General features: G+C 65.3%; 1 protein-coding gene (cut by both window edges). It reads right to left on the bottom strand.

The whole window is internal to a LacI family DNA-binding transcriptional regulator gene (locus ACLMAJ_RS06260; RefSeq protein ID WP_412012550.1) on the bottom strand: the coding sequence, 140,205 nt in all, runs 36,049 nt past the left edge and 82,599 nt past the right edge, and what appears here is coding positions 82,600-104,156 — codons 27,534 (complete) to 34,719 (partial); the first complete codon in reading order (the gene reads right to left) occupies window positions 21,555-21,557. The start codon and the stop codon both lie outside this window.

Genomic DNA, 21,557 nt, shown 5'->3' with positions numbered 1-21,557 from the left:
GCTACGTCCGCGATAGTGACCCGCCGCAGCGGGCCCTGACTCAGATAGCGCCGCTCCAGGTCGAGCGAGAGGTGCGGCATCAACGTTCGGGCGATGCGGTAGAGATGTTCGTAGACAGTGTCCTGCCGACAAACCTGCACTTCAGCGATACCGGCCACCGTGGCACCCTGGACAAAATACAGTTCGAAGTATTCGAGTTGCAGGGGCGTGAGTTCGGATAGGTGTGCGGTCAGCGCGTCGGAGTCGTACTTGCGGACCGCCTCGATAAAGGCCAGCGCCGGACCGTCGGACGCGCCGCCGAGAACATACTTCCGCACCAATCGCGGCGGCAGATCACGCACCATCAGGTGTGCCAGCCTGTACATCCGCTTGAGGATCACCCGGGTAGAGACGCCTTCGACGGATGCCATCTCCGATACGGTCCGACCACCGGAAAAGTAGCTATCGAAGCGGGCCTGCTGCTCCTCGGAAAGTCGCGCCCGCAGGCGTTGCACCACGTCGGGCTCATGAAGCAGGATTCGTTGCAGCGCTGTGGTAGCCGATCCATCACCGACCGGCAGACCACCCGACAGTAGTGCCGCCAACGCACGAACGAGTTCCGGTTTCCGACTTCGGACGGACCACACAGTGAGGCCGAGCTGTTGTGCCACCGCAGGCACTTGCAGCTCATCGAGGAACAGCGCCGTGGCAACTGCCCGATCCTCTTCGGGAAGTCTCGTGACGGCTCGCTCGACATCACTGCGCTTCGCGGCGCGAACCGCCCGCATCTCCTTGCTGAGCCGTGTCTCCCCCACCGTGGTGGGTGCCTCGTTCACCGTCGGGACCGGCGACACCACCCGAGCATCCGCCACGGAGCGACTGCCAGACAGTGCCGGATCAGCGATCACACCAGGCCGCTTGCTGCGGTAGCCGAGCCGCCGTGCCGCTTCCGCCACTGACGCACGTGATGCGGCCGTGAACGTCGTGGACCCGCTCGGTCGCAGAATCTTTCCGGCGGTGCTCGCACTCACCCCTGCTTCTCGGGCCACATCCGACACGGTGACTCGCCGAAGCGGACCGGCACTGAGGTACCTGTCCCCGACCTCGGGGGGAAGTCGCTCGGCCAGGATTCGAGCGGTTCGATTCACCCGCTGCTGAACTCCGTCTGCGTCCAACGCCCGCGAATCGCCTGCACGGATTCTCCTGGTTTGCCTGGCAGCGATCTCCGGAACGGATAGACCTCGGACGAAATAGAGGTCGAAACATTCGCGTTGCAGCTCGGAAAGATCGTCGAGATGTGGTTCCAGCAAGCTCGATTCGTGCATATGTACGGCTTCTACCAGCAACAACACCGCACTGTCCGGGGTCAGCATCTCAGTCAGCCGAGCGATTCCCTCGCGCACCAGTTCGCCTGTTTCCGGTGCGCCCACCCGCACGGCTCCGGCGTCCCCCGGTGACAACAACCGACTCTTCCCGAATCGCAGGAAGATCGCTTCCCGTTGTCCCTCGGTCAAGTCATCGAGTGCACGCCCCAGGTCTCTGTTACTCGCCCGCGCCAGGACTTCCCGTTCCGCTTCGGTCGCGGTCTGCTCGAGTTCGTGACGAACTTCCGCCGCCCGTCGCGACTGCTCTGCCGCAGCCGCCCGACGCGCCTCCTCCACTACAGCCGCCCGGCGCGACTGCTCGATCGCGGCGGGAAGTCGTTCGGCAAGAAAGGATATCGCCGCGCGCAGGGTCTCAGCGACGCTTCCTCGAGGGCGGTTGTCCGCCTTGGCGATGTCGGCCACCGACTGGCCGATGAACCATCGAACGAAAGTGTGTCTGCGCGCAGGAGCAAACTGCTCGACCAGCGGACGCAACGCGACGAGATGTTCATCGCGCGCCGCCAGAATCACCGCGATCGCGGGCGCGTACATGCCCTCGGACATAGCGAGGTCCGCACCGCCGCCGCCCGCGAGCAGCTCCGCCAGCGCTTCCCCCTCCATGGGAAGCGCATCAGCTCGGGCCTCGGCCTCGGCGAGTTCGACTACCAACTGGCGCAGGATCTTCGACACCATATCGGTCACCACATTCGGGCCGACCCCCACTGCCTTGGCGGCGGCCTGGGTGGACATTCTGTCCCCCATGAACAGCAGCATGAGCACCCGACGCTGCCCGCTCTCGAGCGTGCCCACGGCATTTCGGAATTCTCGATCAGTCGCCGCAACCAATGTCCGCCGCTGCGCCCCCGTGGCGGCATCCTCGACCGCACGCCGGAAGCGAACATGCCGAACGAACTTGGCATGGTCGGACAGCACGCCCTCGGCCAACGACATGACCCACCGATCGACGTTCCGAACGTCGCCGAGTTCACCGATCCGAGCTTGCGCGCGGCGGTACACCTCAGCGATCAAATCGGTTTCGATCTTCGGATTCCGGACCACGGCCATTCGCCGCGCCACCGCCACGGCGTGCCGCTCGCGCAGCTGATCGAGCGTCACCGTCGAATCCGGACGCCGAGGCTTCCGGCCGAACACCTTATCGGCCGGGAACGCGGGCAACCGGCGGTCGCCGAGTCCTTCGGCCACCGTGTTGTCTTCGAACACCGCTGCCCACGTGCCAGTCACATCCGCAGGCTGCTGCCCTGGTACGAAAGGCTTTTCGCGGCCCTGGTCCAGCACCACGATCCGGCCGCCACCACGGTGCACCATCACCACCGCATGGCCCATCCCGGTGTCGTTGTATTCCTCGAACACCACGGCCGTCGCCCCCGGCTTGCGGCGTTTCAACGCGTCCGCGACCGCGTCCCGGTTCGCGAACCCCGCCGGACGGTGCCCACGCAACGCCGCGACGATACTTTCACCGGACACCCCGGCCGACCCGACCTCTCCGAGGGCGGACCAGTCCACCAGACCCGGCCCCTGATGCAACTCCAACTGACGGAAAGCCACTGGGACACAGTCATTCGAACCGATCCGAGCGGCGGCGTCTCGCACCGACTTCCTGACCGCCTGGCTCGGCCTCGGGTCGCCACGAAGCACCCGATTGGCGGTCTCCTCACTCACGCCCGCCGCAGCGGCAATGTGGTCGACGGTCATTCTCCGGTACAGGCCCTGACCGATATACCGTTCGCGCAGCTCGGTCGGTATCTCTGTGATCAGCTCACCCGCGACCCGATATAGGGCGCGTTCGACGATCGACCGCTGCCTGTCGAGGTTGGCGGCGATCGCCGACGTATTGCTTCCTGTCACAAAGAGATCCAGGCATTGCCGCTCGAAGGTGCCCGGATCGGGCAGGCGGTCGGCGCCGGTCTGCGGATGCCGAAGCAGCGCTGCACGCACCAGTTCCAACGTCTCGCGCTCGGACAACCCGATCCCCTTCGGCACCGGCGGGGCCGCGGGGAGTGCGGCCAGGCCACCCCAAGCTGCGATGCCATCCCACACGGGGACAGGGAGTTCGACGAGCATTTCACGGGCGACGCGCTGTAGCGTGCGCTCCACTTTCACCCGATGTTCCCCGGTCACCTTGGCGATCCGGGCGATGCGGTGCCCCGACATATACAGATCGATGCATTGGCGCTCGAAGCTATCCGGATTCGGCAAAGCGTTGGTCAGTACCTGTGCGTTCTGCCGCAAGCCGGCCCACACCAACTCCAATGCCCGGTCGCCGGACAGGCGCATTCGCCGCAGAATATCTGCTTGATGTTCGGCGGGCACCATGTCGACCAGGGCACGGGCGGTCCGATGCAGCGCCCTGGAAACCGATGTTCGATTCACCCCGGCTGCGGCGGCGATCTCGGTCGCGGTGCTCCCACGCACGGCCGAGTCGAGGCTTTGCCGCTCGAATGTGCCAGGCGCCGGAAGATGTTTCACCAACAGCTTGCGATTACGTTGCAGCACCTCCATCACCAGTGCCAGCGCCTCGGCATCGGTCATCTCCACCGTGCCGGGGAGTTCCGCCGCCACCAGCCGCGCCAACCGGTGTCGGTGCTCCCACAGCGCATCCTCGGTGTCACCGAAAATCGCCGAAGCTTGTTCGAGAGTCAGCTTTTGCAGGAACAGCACCCTGGCCAACCGCTGCTCCCCGTGACCAGGCAGCTGACGGATGGCATCGGCCACATCCTTCTTGCGCGCGACCGCGATCGCCGCCAGTTCCCTATCGTGGCGCAGTAGTTCGTCGCGACCGCCGCTGTCACGAGCAGTCGGTATCGGCGGTCGAACCGACGGACGCACATCGACACCGGCGAGGTCGAGAATGACTCCGGGACGCTTGCGCCCCATACCGAGCCGCCGCACTGCGGCCTTTACTCGTTGCTCCGTCTCCGGCGACACCAGATCATCACGGCGATGGAAGATGCTTTCCGCCGTGGACTTGTTCACCCCAGCTTCCCGTGCCACATCCAACCACTGGACTCGTCGCAACCGGCCCCCGCCGGTGTAGCAGTCGCGCAAGCCATCCGGTAGCCGACTGACCACCCAACGAGCGATCATGACCAGATTGGTGCGTACCTCGTCCTCGGACAACCCGGTTGCCTCCGCCATCTCGGCGAAGGTCATCCCCTCTCGGAAATAGAGGGTGAACAACCACATACCGTCCGAGTCGAGAATTACCTGATGTGGTTCCAACACCGCAGGATCGTGCTCGCTGATGGCTTCGAGCAACAGCAACACATCATCTTCGGTCATCGCTGGCATCAAGTCGACCCGATCGGATCGGTCGAAACCGGACTCCAATGTCAGCGCCAAGTGACGAATGCCGTCCTGCACCAGCTTGTCGACCATCTCGACGCTGGTACCCCTGCTCATCGTCTTGGCCGCCTTGGCGAGCGCTGCCGTGTAGGACAGGTGGGCGCTGGCGAGCACCAACACAATCACCTTGCGCTGTGACGCGTTGAGCGTGTGCATCGCCTGTTGGAATTCCTCGTCGGTGGCCTCGCCGAACACCCACCGTTGAGTGTCGTTCTGCGCCATCGCCTGGACGGCCTGCTTGAATCCGAGAACCTGGGTGAAGTCGGCTCGACCGTAGAGCAGTTTTGCCACGACGGGATCGACGCCCGAGCGCAGATACTCCGAGGTGCTCGAGCCCCCGACATCGATCCGCAGCCGGAGCAGAGCCTCCGCGGCCTCGCTTTCGACGACCTCACGATTACCAGTGGTCGCCGCGACCCACCGGTATACCGGATAGCGGAAGCGGTCACACATACGGTCCAATGCGGTGCGGTCGCCTGCTCGAGCCGCAACCGCCAATTCTCGAATGTCCTCGAACGATCCGTCGTCGGTTTTCACCGGGAATGTCTTGGCTCCCGCAGGAGCTGCAGGTGTCGGATACGGCGAGGTATATCCCAGCAGGAAAGCCACAGCCCGGAGCCGGTCGGCGCCTTCGGGAGTCAACATCCGCAATCGGCCCCGCAGCGCCTCCGAGACCATCGGCTGCATAAAGCCTGCGGCGCGTGCGACATCAGCCTGCGTAATGCGCTCGGATAAGACTCCGCCGAGATCGGAGCTCGAGGGCGCTTGCACACCGAGGTGCGTGCGTAGCCGCGCGGCCGCTGTCATCGCGACACCACGACGGTCGTGAATCATTGCCGCTGTGGTCAGCCCGGGTAGGCCTTCGAGGCATATCTGCAATGCGTCGATGTCATTGTGCATCGCCCACCGAATCATGGCCAACGCCTCGGATTCGTCGTAGGAAGTCGCCTCGGCGGCGCTCGGCTCAGCCGATGGCAGGCGCACATCAGCAGGATTGCGCCCGAAGGACCTATCCAACGGCAACCGCGGCAACTCCCGCTCGCCCAAGCCCTCCACAACCCGGCCGCGCTCATCAACCACCGCGGCCCAGACTCCGGTCGGTTCAGGACGGTCCTCGAGCCACTCGTAGAAATCCGTCTCCACGCCACCTTCACGGACCACAACCCGACCGTCACCCTTGTGGACCAGGAACACCGCATGCCCCATACCGGTGCCGTCATACACCTCGAACAACACCGCAGCAGCGTCCACACCACGCCCCACCAACTCACGAACAACCGCAGCCCGATCAGCGAAACCTTCCGGCCGATGCCTCAGCGCACCAGCAATCCGGCTACCCGACGCACCCTCCGGCCCCACCTCACCCAGCGCCGACCAATCCACCAACCCGGTACCGTGCAACCCCTCCAACTCCCGGAACGCCACCGGCACACAATCATTCACATCACCGGGTGGCACCTGCGGCTGGTCGCCGGGCGGTCGACTGCCGCCGCCGTCGTCGGGAGCGTGCCGTTCGATCTCGTCCAACCGGGCCAGGACGGTGCGGAACTTCTCCTCGAGGCCGAGGCGGCGGAATTCGCCTTCCGCCTGGAGGATTCGCTGGCGGATCGCGTGAATCTGTGACTTCGGGACATCGTGGTCGTGCCACGTTTCGGAACCGTCGGCGGCTCGGCGCACGAAATGCTCGGACAGCGGCGGGCGCGACCCGGACGGCGATGGCTCGGTGGCGCGGTGATCGGTACCGAGCACTTCTCCGGTATCGCTGATCAGCCAGGCCGGGGAATGCGCGGGCGCGGCGATGGCGGCTTCGAACATGCCGAGGCGCTTGCCGCTCGACGAGTGGTAGTACGCGTCCCAGGTGTCTCGACTGTCGATGTCGGTCTCTGGGGTTCCCTGAAGGTTCCGCAGGTAGTAGCCGCGGTCCGAGGCGCGGTAGCACTCCGAGGGCTCGACCGTGAATGCCGCGGCGACGAGTGCGTCAGCCTCTGCCTCGTCGGCAAGGCTCGGATCGGAAACCTCGACAAGGGTGTCGAGGACGGTTATGCGAGATCCGGGCCGGCGCACTGTCGTGCGTGTTTCGCCAGGAAGGAGGCGTTCCTGCTCGGTGATGAGGGCGTCGCTCACCTCGTCGGCGAACGACCGATCGTCCGCAAGCGCATCCACCTGATGGGTTTGCGGGCGGAAGTACCTCTCGGAATGCTCCTGGGGAGCAGAGTAATTCGGCTCGAACGTCCGCTGCGTGACCCGCCCGTTGCGGTCTACCTCGACCTGAAGGTAGCTGATATCGACATCGACGCCATGGAGACGGAGCTCGCGGGGATGCAACTGCGCGGTCCGCTCCGGCAGCCCTGGCAGCTTCGGTACCGGTGAGGTAAAGACGATCCGCGACCGCGCGCCGTCTGCTCCCGCGATGAACCCGGAACCCTCGTCGAACACCATCGCATTCTCAGCGACCAGAACGTCGCGGGCGGCCACGACCGACGCCTCCTCGAGAATGTCCACGCAACGCTGTTGCGCCACCTCGAGGTGCGGCAGCATCACCCGGACCCGCTGCTCGAATGCGGCGAACCGCGCCGCGTCGTCGCCCCGGATGGATGTCACCGCACGCAGCGCCACATCGATCGCGGCCGGATCCATTCCGGTGACGTCGACCCCGATATCCCGGCACCACTGGGTGATATCAGAGCGGATCTCGTCAGCACGCGCGAAGGCAGCATCGATCCGCTTGCGCACACTGGCGCGCACTTCGCCCTGCGGCGTCGCCGGATCGAGCTGCCATCTCTTCCATCCGGGCTCGAATGGGCTCCGCTTCTCGGACTCCAGCATGGCTTCGTCGGCGGGGGACAATGCTTTCGGCTTCGCCGACGCGGTTACCGCCGCTGTGGCGGAAACAGGTTCCGCAGTACCGTCATTGACCGGCATCGAGCCGCTCTTCAACGCCGCGACGACCTTGCGTCCCAACTGTTTCATCGTCTTGGCGCGCCAGCCGTAGAACCATTTCGCCAACACAGCACTGGGATCGCGTGAACTGGTGGTCGCGAGCGGGTCCACGATCCGGTAGCCGCCTTCCCCATCCGGCTGCATACGAAGGGTCGCCCGGATGCCGGCGACTTCGATTCCCAGGTACCTCGCGTACTCCGCCTTCGACTCGAACTCGAATTGGGTTTCCCTGATTTCGCCGGCCACCAGCTTGCGCACGACCTCCAGCGAACCGAACGGCTCGGTAGCGGCATTCGTGTCGGCCAGCCGGTGTCCGAGTTGCAATACCCGGGAAGAGTTCTCGTCGAGCGGCTGCCCGCGTTGCAGGCTCTTCTCCATGGGTTCGAGAACGATGTCGAAGAAGGGATTCATCCGGGGAACGATCGACCCGAGCCTGCCGACCGGCTTCAGCCATTTGGGCAGACCGACCGGTTTATCGAACAGCTCATTGCTGCAATATGTGAGGTACGCATCGAGCAGTGCGGCTGCGAGCTCATTCTGGCTCGGGTTACGGTGTGGCACAGGCGCTTTCGGCATCTTGGTGCCAACGGAGCCGTCCTCAAGCACCTCCGCCGCCACCTCGGTGATCCGGAAACGACGCGCCGCAGTGGCCGATGCCGCCTGCGCGAACTCGGGCCGGTCGACGGCCAGCGCGACCAATGCGGACTCGTACCTGCCTTTCATCGCCACAACGATCAGCTGGTCGGGTTCGGACCCTGCGCTCGGGACGTGGATCACATGGGCGCTCACCTGCTTGCCGCCCGGATAATCCGGCAACTTCTCCTGGACTACCCGGCGTGACACCTCATCGTCGAGCGCGGCGAGCTCCCGGCGATATTCGGTGTACACCTCGGACATCCGGACGAGTTGTTCGTCGCGCTCGAGCAGCTCGGTGCGCCGTTCACCAGCACGCTCGAGCAGACGGGCAAGATCCGCAAGCGGATGCAATCGGCCCAGTCGCGTCCCCAATACGTCCAACGGAACCTCGACGAGCGCCGCCGGATCGACCCGCAACTGCTCGGCCAGCGCCGTCCAATCACGCGCCACCATCGCGAGGTACTTCTCGGCACGTTCTTGCCCTTCTACGTCTTTGAAGAAGACTGGCCACTGACGCCCAACCTGAAATTTCGGGTTGATCCACTTCGTGAGTAGATCCGAGACCCGCTTTTGGGCCGCGCCGATGTCGTTTATGCGGCGGGGTTCGGGTGGCGTGGTGGTGAGATCGACACGCTCCTGCGGGACCGGAACCGTCACGTACTCGCACCGATAGGTGTCCTCGATCCGGACCCGCTCCGATACGTACCCGCCCTCGGCCTGCCGCCACTGCGCCTGCAACCGGTCCAGCACCCGACGGTGCTCGCCCTCGACGGCGATCACCATCAGCGTCCCGTCCGGGAACCGGATGATGTCGTGGCCGTCGAGTCGCTCACCGTCCGGTCGTGTGCGCAGTACGTCCGCGACAACCGGGGCGCACGCCCGCGCATCCACCGCGGCGTTGTGCAGCGCCACCGCTGCCATCGCGTCCCGAAGGCTTTCCAGTACCTCCGGCAACCGCGCCGATGCCGCTTCCCTACGGAGGATGTCTGCCCTGCGCTGGTTCAGCGCGCGATAGTGCCCCAGCCGAAGCAGCAGTGGAGCATGTTCCAATTCCGCTGGCGCAACGCCGATTTCAGCCGCCAATTGCGCCCGATCAGCAGCCACCGAAGACTCCTGCTCGACGATGGTGCCACGCCGCACAGCCTCGGGCCAGGTGGCGATTACACCGGAACCCGGTAGCCCGAGAAAACGAGCCAACTCATCCAGCTGCCACTGCGCGTCTCGAAGCTGTTCGCCGACCGAAAGCTCCGGATTCTCCGGAACTCGACCTACAGCAAGCTCCTCCTCCGAATCACGATCCCGCGCACCACTATCCGAGTCCGGAACAGCCTCAGCGCCTCCCCCTTCGTTGGTGCCGGGCTCAGCAGATGGTGCGCGCTCATCATCAGGATTCCGCCCGAAAACCCTATCCAACGGCAACGGCTCCCGCGTGCCCAAACCCTCCACAACCCGGCCACGCTCATCAACCACCGCCGCCCACACGCCGACCGGCTCAGGACGCTGAGCGATCCACTCCTGGAAGTCGGTCTCCACGCCACCCGCACGGACCACGACCCGACCGTCACCCTTGTGGACCAGGAACACCGCATGCCCCATACCGGTGCCGTCATATACCTCGAACAACACCGCAGCAGCGTCCACACCACGCCCCGCCAACTCACGAACAACCGCAGCCCGATCAGCGAAACCTTCCGGCCGATGCCTCAGCGCATCGACGATCTTTTGGCCGGACACACCCTCGGGCCCCACCTCACCCAACTCCGACCACTCCACCAAGCCGGTGCCGTGCACCCCCTCCAATTCCCGGAACGCCACCGGCACACAATCATTCGCATCACCAGGGCGGGTTCCTCGGGTAGCAGCCGCCACCGTCTGACCTGTTTTGGCGACAGCTACAGGTGCAGAGCCTTGCAGCCCGACAACATTCGGCTGCTCGAACGCCGTCGTACCATCACCGGACACGAGTGTCGTGGCCGGATCCTGCCGTCCACGGGCCGTATCGGGCGACTCGTCGGCTGCCACGTCGAGAGCACATGCGACGAACCAGGCTCGGACCTCCTGTCCATCGTGCAACTGGCCGATGCTCGCACGCACACGCCGCAGAGCCATGGCGGTGATCGACTCGGCCGCTTCCCTGTCACCGACCCGCGACAGCACACTCGAGAACATCGTGTGCGCATAACGCAGGCACAACTGGTCGACAGCGTCGGTGTTCCCGGTCTGGGCGGCGTGAACCCACTCCCGCACACCCGTATCGGCCTGCCGCTCAACCAGATCCGGGTCGAGCTTCGCTACCAGCGCGTGCGCGGCCTGATACAGCATAGTGTGCGAACCCGGTTGGATGCGCCTACGCGTGGTCGCGGTTGTCGGCACGTTCGTGTCCTGGTCGAAGTGCCGGTCGAAGTGTTCCCGCTGGGATTCGGTGAGACCGGACAGGTGCGGCGCCAACACCTTCGGACTGTGTGTCTGAAGCTTCTCGATCAACGCCAAAGCCGCGCGTTCGGTCAGCAATACTCCACCGGACAACAAGCTCGCCAAATCCAGGGCGATGCTGTGCTGTCGTTCGTAGATCGACGCCTCGCTGCGCGCCAGCCGATCCTCCACCTCGGACGGTTTCAGGTTCTGTCCGAACAGGAGTGTGGCGATTTCCTGGTCCACGAGAGGCAGATTCAGGATGCACCGTGCCACATCGTCCGGGTGCGCCGCCCGCACCGCCTGCAATTCCTTTCCGCGACGGTGGTAGGCGGGGGACCCGCCATCACCCACCGTCGGAATCGGTAGCAGCGGGGTGCCATCGATGACCACACCATCACCGAGCACGACCCCCGAACGCCCTGGTCGCAACCCCAACCGGTCGGCAACCGTCCGGATACGCCGGGCCGTGTCCGCCCCGACGCCGGGCTGGTTGCGCAATGCCTGCTTCGCGGCGGTTTCGCTCACCCCCGCCTCGCGGGCCACGTCCGGCACGTTGACGTACCGCAATACCCCGGCCCGCGCATACTGCTCGCGCAACTCGGTCGGGAGCTGTTCGGTGAACAGGTGGGCGATCTCGCGTAGTCGACGCCCGACCGTGGTGGTGCCGACGCCCTTGACCTTCGCAATCGTGGCGATGGGCATGTATTGCGCGAAAAACAGCTCGAAAAGCTCGCGCTGCGATTCGTTCAGTATCGACAGGTGCGGCCGCAGCATCTCGGGGCGACGATCGTGCACCCCGACAATGAGCAGCAATGTCGCGTGGTCGTCCACACGCCGCAACTGCTCCAACTCCGCGGAGAGGCGTCGCCGATCACCGGCCACGTCGTCTTCGGGTCGCCCCGACTCCGCCGCGACATCGGCCACCGGCACCGACCGGACGAACAACATCTCCGCGAGTCCCCGATCGGCGGCGGGAAGCTCACCGATACACCAAACCAGCTGACTCCGACGAATCCGATACGTCGGATCTGCCGCAGGTTGCGCCTCCTCCGCTACTGCTTCCGCGCGGCGAATCTCCTCCGCTGCTGCCGCTTCCGCCGCCCGGCGCGCCTCCTCGGCTACTGCTTCCGCCCGGCGCGCCTCCTCGGCTACTGCTTCCGCCCGGCGCGCCTCCTCCGCTGCTGCCGCTTCCGCCGCCCAGCGCGCTTCCTCGGCTACTGCTTCCGCCCGATGCGTCTCCACAAACGCGGCGGGAAGTCGTTGGGCAATAAAAGAGATCCCCGCGCGCAGGCGCCGATCGACAGTGCTTCGACGGCAACCTTCCGCCTCGGCGATGTCGGCCAACCTATGGCCGATGAACCATCGAACGAAGGCATCTCTGTTCTCGAGAGACAACTGCTCGACCAGCACACGCAACGCATCGAGATGTTCATCGCGGGCCGCCCGAATCAATTCGATCGCGGGTGCGAGCGTCCCCTCCGACATAGCGAGGTCCACATAGCCGCCGCCCGCGAGCAGCTCTGCCAGCGCTTCGCCCTCCATGGGAAGCGCATGGGCCTCGTCGTCGGTTCGGGCCTCGGCGCCGCCGAGTTCAACTACCAACTGGTGCACGATCTCGGGCACCCTCGCCGCGACCACATCCGCGCCGATCCCCACTGTCCTAGCAGCGGCCTGGGTCGACATACCGTCCCCCATGAACAACAACATGAGCAACCGACGCTGACCGCTCCCGAGCGCGGCCACGGCAGCTCGGAAGTCGTGATCGCTCGCCTGGACCAACGACTCCCGCAGTGCCCCCGTCGCCGCCGCCTCGACCGCGCGCCGGAAGCGGATATGCCGCACGAATTTGGCCTGGTCCGACAGCACGTCGTCGGCGAGCGAATTGATCCACCGGCCGATGTCAATGCCTTCTGCGAGCTCACCGATCCGACCTTCCGCGCGGCGGAACACCTCAGCGACCAGGTCGGCGGCGACCTTCGAATTCGGCACCACGTCCATCCGCTGAACCACCGCCACATGGAACCACCCACGCAACTGATCAAGCGTCACAGGCGAATCCGGAAGACCGAGCGATCGAGCGGACTTGCCGAACTGGGGAGGTGAATCCGGAACCCTCTCGCCGACAGGAAGTTCCGGGCGGGCCCCACCGGATTGCTCGGGTCGATCCGACTCGACCCAATCCGACCGGTGAAGCTCGAACCAGACCCCTTTTCGCCAGCCCTCCTCCTGGTACCGCAGCAGATCGACACCCGACCGCATCCACGGGCCCTCGGTCCCCTCGACCTGACCCGGTAGCGGAGCGAGATCGACTTTCGTGTCCAAGACGTTCTGCGCATCGAACACAGTGACGCGCACCAGATCACCGGTCGTCTCCACCACAATCTGCACCTTGCCGGAGGTGTGCTCCAGCGCGTTGTCCACCATCTCTCCGAGCACGCCGCCGGCATGCTCTACCTTCGACGCAGGCCAGCCGGGTAGCTGGTCTGCCAACCAGGACACCGCCGTTGCCTTCGCCTGCGGATCGACGGCGCCACTCGCGGTCCGCACAACATGCTGCGCGCGCCGCGTCGATCCGTCCGCCGTGGATGTGTTCGCGGCAGCGGACTCCGGCGCCGTCTGGTTCGAGGTCGGCGAAATATCGCCGACCTCGAGCCACACGGCGCCCGTTTCCGCCATCCATGCGGTCAATCGGTACTGCAACTCACGCAGCACGGCGGCAACCCGATCCGGCTCCGCACCCAGATCGACATCGCGAAGCTCCACCGCCGCGACGCCATTGACCCGCCTCATGACCACCGTGACGTAACCGGGTTTGCCGCGAACCGGGTCGAGCTTCAACCTCACCTCGATGCCGTCGCCCGAGGTTTCCATGCCGACGAGGTCCACCGAGAAGCCGACTCGGTACCCGATGAACAACTGAGCGATATCGCGGCCACGGCGCTCGAGCACCTCGTCGAACGTCAACGCGGCGAACTGGTTGCGCCACAGCAAACCTTGCAGCGTGGCGTCCTCGCGATCGAAGTCGACCGTATCGAAATCGATTCCGGCCTCGGCCATGTCGAACAGCAGGGTCGCGGCGATCTTGGGGTCGGCACTCGCGTTGGCGAACGGCCCGGCGAACGGGTCGACCATGGTGAGCCGACCTTCGACGAACCACCCGGTCCCGAAACCGGCGACTCCCGGCCCGTTTCCTTCCTCCAGGTAGTTGACGTATGCGTCCTGGTGCGAACCATTGCCGCTGTAGTAGTCCTGCGGTTTCGGCCCGAGGATGAGGGGGTCACCGAGCTGAGCGGTGGTGCTGTACGGGTTCCGGTCCGGCCCGAGGAACACCGTGCCGCGCCGCCCGTCGGGGTATTCCCAGTCGCGGACCACCTGGAGCTTGAACACGGGAGCGTTCGAACGCGGCTCGGCGGGAGGACGGTTGGGAAGCACAGTGTCGTACTCGGGCGCAGCCTGCGTGACCTCGTCGACGGCCGCGACACCGTCACCGGACAACGCCGTGGCGGTCGGCTCCTTGGAGAATCGCACATCGACCTCGGTGAGTTCGCCGTAGAAGCGGTCACCTTCTGCCGCGTCCGCACCGTCGTCGACCTGGAGGGACAGGATTCGAACCCGGGTGTAGCCGTATTCGGCCGCCATCTTGCCCGTGAAGGTGCGCTGCGCCGCATCCTCGAGGGACAGGCGCTCGCCCTTCAGGAGGACATTGAAGGTATCGAGATTTGCCCCCAACCACCCGTGGACATTCTCGGGAGTCAGGTCCTGCGGGCGAACCAGCTGGTCCCCGACGTAGAAATCCCAGTGCCCATGGATCTCATGCACCGGACGAGGAAGGGAATCCATGAGATCGCGGAACATCTCACGCTCTGATGGCGTGCCAGGGCCGACCTCCATGCGGAAACGGAGAACACCTTCCTCGATATCCGCGGTCACTCCGTAATGGCGCGTCCCATACCGTTTCGAATAGTCGGCAGCGTCGTCGTCGGGATAATCAATCCACCCGCCACGCTGCTGCTCAGGTACCGCAACCGCGGATTCGGACTCATTGCCGACGGATGCCTGAGCGGTGCTCGAATGTGATTCAGCCGACCTACCCGTCTCCTCGGCGGACGCACGCTCATGAAGCATGCGCAATGTGTTCGGGTTAGGGCGTGCCCGAGTCGGGGGTGTGTCGGTGATCTGGGATGCCGCGCCTGGTTCGGCATTCAAACGCGGGTCGTTCGCGCCGACCGTCCGCAACCGCTCGACCATGGGTAGGTCGAACGAAATCGGTGGCAGAATAGGCGATGTCGCCCATTCCTCATGGTAGGGCGAAGGCGTCGGCCAATCCCGTATCGACGTGGCGGGGGCCCGCCACACCTCCGCGAACATCCCGGTCTCTTCCGGTGAGATATTCGCGCAATCCCTGGCCAAGTTTCGTAGCTGGTTCGCCTCTCCCGGTAGGTCCGCCTCGATCGCCGCGGCCAGCACCAGCAGGTGTTCGGGGTGAACGAGCTCGAGGACTCGGCGTAGCGCATCTGATCCCGCATGCCACGGCAGGCCGTACTCACTGAACAGCAAGTACTCGCGCAACGGCATCCGTGCAAGGGGATGGCCCTCGCCGTAGTTTCGGACAAGCACCCGATCGGGTTCCGAATCCGAGAGATGGAAGAACGGAGCGGAGAGCATTCGGACCAGCGCGGACATGACAGGATCCGCCCACGCTACGTCCCGATGGGTGGCAACCGCGGCGAGAATGACGACGACAGACTCCCAGTACCGATGATTCGTGTCGACCACTGGGAGGCCGAGTTCGCCGGATCCGCGATACACGGCCAACCATTTCAATGCGCAGTTCACCTCCGTGTACGCCGCCAAGCCCAACTCGATCGACGAGACGGCGGGCACACGGCTGGTACGTAGATCAGCGCGGGCGATGTCGGGATCCTCGGAGCCCTCGATCTCTTCCGTCGCCCACTGCATCACCTGCGATAGCCCTTTGTGCAGCGAATCCCCGGGCCGTGAAACGGGCGAACCATGCAGCAACCACGCTCTGACGGCTAGAGCTTGATCGGACTCTTGGCCGGAGCTCGTCAGCACCGCGTACAACCTGGAAATGGCGGACCCCAGCGCCAACGGACGCGAATGGCGGATGTCTTCGAAACGTTCGATCAGCTCACCAAAAGGCGGTAACTCGACCTGAACCTCTTGCGGGGCAAAGCGTTCAGCGCCGGACAGGTCGAGCTCGATCGGCTGCGGGTCCGCCTCCGCCACATGCGTTCGCGGGACCGGCCAGGTCCAGGTTTCAGGGCGGGGTGCCCGAAGGGCATCCGCCAGGATCCCTTCGCCGCCGGAAAGAGTCGCCAATATTTCGGCGACCCGGAGGTGGGCCTCCTTCCGTCCGGCGGACTTCAACGCGTGTGCCAACGCCGCCAACCGTTCGGGGTGAACCAGTTCGACAACCTTTCGCACGGTTTCCGGAGTCGCGTTGAACGGTGGCCCGAACCTATTGAGCAGCGCGGCCTCGGGCGCGGCCACCGATATCCACTCCGGGCCATCGCCACGGTTGTGCAGCCGCACTCTTGACATCGGACGGATCGGTTCGCCCCACGGCAGATACTGGCCAAATGCTTCGTACAATCCGGCCAGCACCGGATCTGCGTTCCGTGTCTCCTCGTGGTGCGATCCCCAGCCGTCGAGCACTGTTGTCGCTATGGCCCCAGGGTCCGTTTCGGGGTGCGGGGCGAGATCATGTATGCCGTGCTCGGCGAATCCCCGATACATGCACAGCCATTTGACCGCGTACACCACCTCGGCGTCGGCGACTTGGGCTGACCGGTGCTCGGCGGGCACGGCACCTGTGACGCGCTCATCCACCATCGGGCGTTCGTGCGCGACCGCCGGGCGGGATTCGACATCCTTCCGCTGCGGAGGCAGCGCCGATTTTCTCGGCACCGACCCGGCGACGGGCGGTGCGGTGGTGGGTTGTCCCCCGCTAGTCGGCAGGGACCCGCGCGTAATGACGGCGGCCAGCAACGGGAACATCCGCGACATGCCGATGCTCAGATTCGACCAAAAATCCGCAAGGCTCGTGCCCAACTCATTGGCCATCTCGCGATCCGTCATAGGCGGGCCGCCGCGGAACCGGATCGCCACGCAGCGCGCCTGTTCGGCATCCACTGCGTCCAACAAATCAAGCACGACACGCAGCGCGCGCGGGTAGTTATCCTGCACGTCCTGGATCATCATGATCGCCTTGCCATCCAAGCGAGGCGCTGCCAGGAACTCGTGCAGCCGCTGTACCCCGGATTTCAGCCGGTCGATGACCAACTGCTCCGAGACCCCCTCCTGCAAGGCCAACTCGGCGACCATCAGTGGCCGATCTCGGACGATCGATTCCGATACGCACACCCGCTCCAGGGGATCAGCCGCATCCAGTAGCCCAAGCCCCACCCCCAACTCCCAGACATCGGCGGCCAGGATGGCTGTGACCGTCTCGCTGGGCAACGGCAATTCGGCATACGACAGCCACGCGGTCACCGTGACAATCCCGGCGTCGATGTGGGCTTCCGCTACGTGCCGTGGAATGCCCAGTGCACGCGCCATTTTGGAGGTGGTGGTCGGACGATCGGCAAGATACCGCTTCAGGAGGCATTCCTGTTGCGCCGCAGGAAGATCCGCGATCAGCCGCCGCACCAGGGCGCGGTCCCTGCGCAACGCCGCCTCGAACGCCGCGATCTGGGTCTCGTCCGCGACCGGCGTATCGGTGATCTCGGGGTGGGTGGCCACGACCTCGTCGGCCAGCGAGTACAGCCACCGCGTGAGGTCCGGTCCAGCCGCTGGCCCGTCGGCGCGGTCGCGCGCCAGCAGGAATGTCTCAGCGGTGATCTGTCGCCGCGCCCGGTGATCCTGGCCGACAAAGGATTTCACATACCGACTCACCTCGGCCCGGTGCCGGTCATACAGCGCACGGGCGTCGCCGGCGACGTTCTCCTGCGACTCGCCACGCTCCGGCAGCCGCACGGGGGCGGTGTTTTCGGAAGTGACACTGCCACCACTACCGGCCTCGTGCTGCCGGGGTCGAACCGATTCGGCCGGCCGATGAAGCTCGAACCAAACCCCCTTTCGCCAGCCTTCCTCCTGGTATCGCAGCAGATCGACACCCGACCGCGTCCACAGCCCATCGGACTCTTCAACGGAGCCGGGCAGTGGAGCGAGGTCGACGTCGGAACCGAAGACGTCCGGCCTTTCGACAAGGACGTTCCTCGTGTCGAAAACAGTGACGCGCACCAGATCGCCGGTTGTCTCCACCGCAATCCGCGACCTGCCGGAGGCGTGGCGGCGCACGTTGTTCACGATCTTGTAGATCGCATCCTTGGCCGCTTCGACCCTCCATTCCGGCCAGCCGGTCAACTGGTCGGCCAGCCAGGACTCGGCCTCCTGCTCCGCATCCGGATGGAGACGACCGTGCTCGAGGCGCACATCAAACTCGACTCGATGTGTCGACGCGTTTATCGCGGACATGCTCCCGGCACGACCGCCTGGCGCATTCCGGGTCGTCGAAGCATCGCCGTCGGTAGCCCAGACCGCGCCCGATTCGGCCATCCACGAGGACAATCGAGCCCGCAACTCGTTGAGCACGGCGGCGAACTGCTGCGGCTGAGCGCCCTGATCGACATCACGCAACCGCACCGTCGGGACGCCGTTTTCCCTTCTCATCACCACCGTGACTCGACCTGGCGCTTGCACAGGGCCAAGCTTCAACGTCACCGCGATGCCGTCGCCCGTCGTTTCCATGCCGAGAAGGTCGACCGCGAAACCGACGCCGTAGCCGATGAACAACCGGGCGACGTCGCGGCCACCGCGCTGGAGCAGCTCGTCGAACGACACGGTCGAAAACGCGTTCCGCCACAGCAAACCCTGCGGTGCTTTGTCTTCCGGATCCCATTCGACCGTCGCAAGGTCTACCCCGGCCGCGGCCAGGTCACCCAGAATGGTTGCCGCGATCATCGGGTCGGCGCACGCGTCGCCGAAGAACCCGGAGAACGGATTGAGCCTCGTGAGCCGACCCTCGTCGAACCACCAGACCCCGAAGGTGGCGACGCCCGGCTGGTTTCCGTCCGCCATATGGGCGACGTACGTCACCGGGTGCGAGCTGTTGCTGGTGCGGTAGTCGTGCGGGGTCCGGCCGAGGATGTAGGACTCGCCATGCGGGTTGGTGGTGCTGTAGGGCCCGTTCGGCCCATGGAACACCGCGCCACGCCGCCCGTCGGGATACTGCCCGTCCCGTTCCACGCGGAGCCGGACCGTCGAGTCGTCCTGGCCACGATGGGGCAGCGGTTTCTGAGGAAGCACCGTGATGTACTCGGCGGTGCTCGTCACCATAGGTCCGACGTCGGGCGGTGTGGCGGGTGCAGACGACTCGTCGCCGACCTCCCGCGACTCGCCACCGTCCGGCTGCCGCGCCGTGCCGATGTCTTCGGGACCATCGATGCCGGCCGGGCCCTCACCGTACTCGTCGCGCAGCATGAACCAGCTCACCCGACCCGAACCGTCGGCCAGCATCCTGGTACCGGAATCATCGACTCCGCGCAGCCTCGGCAGATTCTTCGCGGTGCTGCCGTCGTCGAACACTTCGACCAGCACCGCACCCGAACGATCAGCCACCGTCATCGCGATACGCACCGGACCGGCGGTGTCCTGCAAGGATCCCGACACCAACGTATCCGCCGCGCGTCCCACGATGACGAGCTCGTTGCCGGGCAGTCTCACACCCCATTCGCGCAGCGCCTCGACCAGCCAGGCGCCCGTGACGTCACCGCCCTGCGCTTGCCGCGACGCCGAACGGCCTTCCCCGCCAACGGTCAACTCGTTCCGCCACAAGCCCTCGCCGATGGGCGTCCAATCGGCGGCTGCTCCGACCGGTTCGCCAAGCTGAGACGGAATGTCTTGTCCCGCAGAGTGTTTCGGCTCGGTCGCTCCGGCGGCCTCGGCCTCGGCGGCGAGGTCGGTCGCGGTGTCGGCCGCGTCCGGAATCCCCTGGGTGTCATCGCGGAAACCGTAGTGGCGGGCGTCGACTTCGGCGACAACCTGGCGCAGGCGTTTCAGTCCGCCCACTCGTTCCAGCAGATGCCCATAGGTCGCGATGATCCGTTCCGGTGACGACCGGTAAATGGTTCCGGGGCCCTGATAGAAGCCATACCGCTCGATCATGTGCGCACCGAGTTTGGAGAACTTGACCGAGGCGCTGGTCGTGGTGTTGGTAACCGTGTAGTTGGCAGCACCGATCGTGCCGTCTCGGAACGGCGAAATCTGGCTGTCTATGGTGCTGTACCCGTCGATGGTGTAGGAGTGATCGCCCTCGCCCTGGTACCTGGACACGTTGTAGTCGGCCGCCAGTTTCCCGGTCAGCTGGACAGCCTGGCCGAGATCGGTGTGGCTCAGTCCGAGGCTGCGTACGAGGTCGTTGTCGCGGGCCAACGTATCGAGCAGGTTGTCCTCCGCGCCGAGGAAGCCCTCCGACGATCCCTCGAAATCGCCCGCACCGTCACTGTCCCAAGCCTGTTCGAGGTCGAACGGTTGCATCCAGCGTTGTAGGTCGGCGATCGGATGGCCATTGATGGTGTCGAGCCGTCGGATCAGCTCGGTGGGGTTGTCGCCCGCCACCACGAAACCGCTGTCCTCCCGGCGAGGCGGCACGGGCGTCACTCCCACCTCCGCCGGAGTGACCGGACGCACCACCTGGGCATCGTTCGGCAGATTGTCGTTGCGGACGAACGTGTACTCCAGCCAACCGTTGGTCAGACGCAACGCCGACGAAGGGCCAGCCGGGTTACTCGCCGCGTCGGTCACCGGAACGACTCCGAGAATCCGAGACTGCGCAAACAGCTCGTCCATGCCGAATTTCCATACCTGGGTATGGGAATCGATACCGCCGTCGGGCCGCACCATCATGGTCAGTGCCGTATCGGGGCCTTGCAGGCGCAGCACACCGTCCGCAATCGCTTCGAAGCCGCAATCGACCAACTGCTGCGCCACCGGGACCTGCGCCTGTGCGCGTGCATCCAACTCCCGCACCACCCGCGCCTGGTCCGCTGACCACAACGGAGTAAATCCCCCGTCGGGGGAGAGGGTGACGTCCCGCGGTCCGTCTTCCCGGTAGCCGGGTAGAACGACTCGAGTGTGCACCGTCAGGTTCTTCTCGCCGCGTTCGATGGCCAGCGCCAGCACCTCGGCATTGAAAGTCGTCTGCTGGACGTATAGGCGAATACCGTCACCGTGCGGCTCGATCAGGAACCCGGCACCGCGGTAGAGCCCGTCACCCAGGACCTCGATCCCGGAAATCCTGGCCAGCACGGAATTCGCGTCCGCCCCCGCCGAAACGCTGTCGGTGGCCGGGGTATTCGGATCCCGGTCGGAGGGGTTGTCCGGTCGCGCACCGATCCGCCCCTTCGGGCCACGGCGCGGTTTCGGCTTGCGGTTGGGGCCGATCGGGTCTTTCGGCTTACCGTTTTCGTTGAAGATGATCCCGTTGATATCGGTGGCTTCGGCGGCTGCGGCCTCTTCGATCCAGGTGTCGATATCATCGCCGCGCACGAAGCCGCCGACGACGTTGTCGAACACTACGACCTCGCCCAGTTTGAAGTGCAGGTGCTTGTAGCGGGCGGCGAATTCCGCGGTGACCTTGAATACCGCGAAGGCATGCGCGCCCTTGGCGCCGAAGTCCATCGCCCCGGCGACCGCGCCACCGCGCTGCCATACGTGCCGAACCACGGCTTTCAGGCCGTCGAGGCCATGGCCGATCGGCGATTCCTCCCAGTTCGCGCCGAGCCCTTCGGCGAATGCGGCTCCGGTCATCCCGTTCGCGGCGAGGGATTCGGTGAT

It is taken from the genome of Nocardia arseniciresistens (genome assembly GCF_046764875.1).
GTDB classification, from domain to species: domain Bacteria; phylum Actinomycetota; class Actinomycetes; order Mycobacteriales; family Mycobacteriaceae; genus Nocardia; species Nocardia arseniciresistens.
Note: the sequence above shows the minus strand (reverse complement) of the source record. Positions and strands in the feature narration are given on the sequence as shown.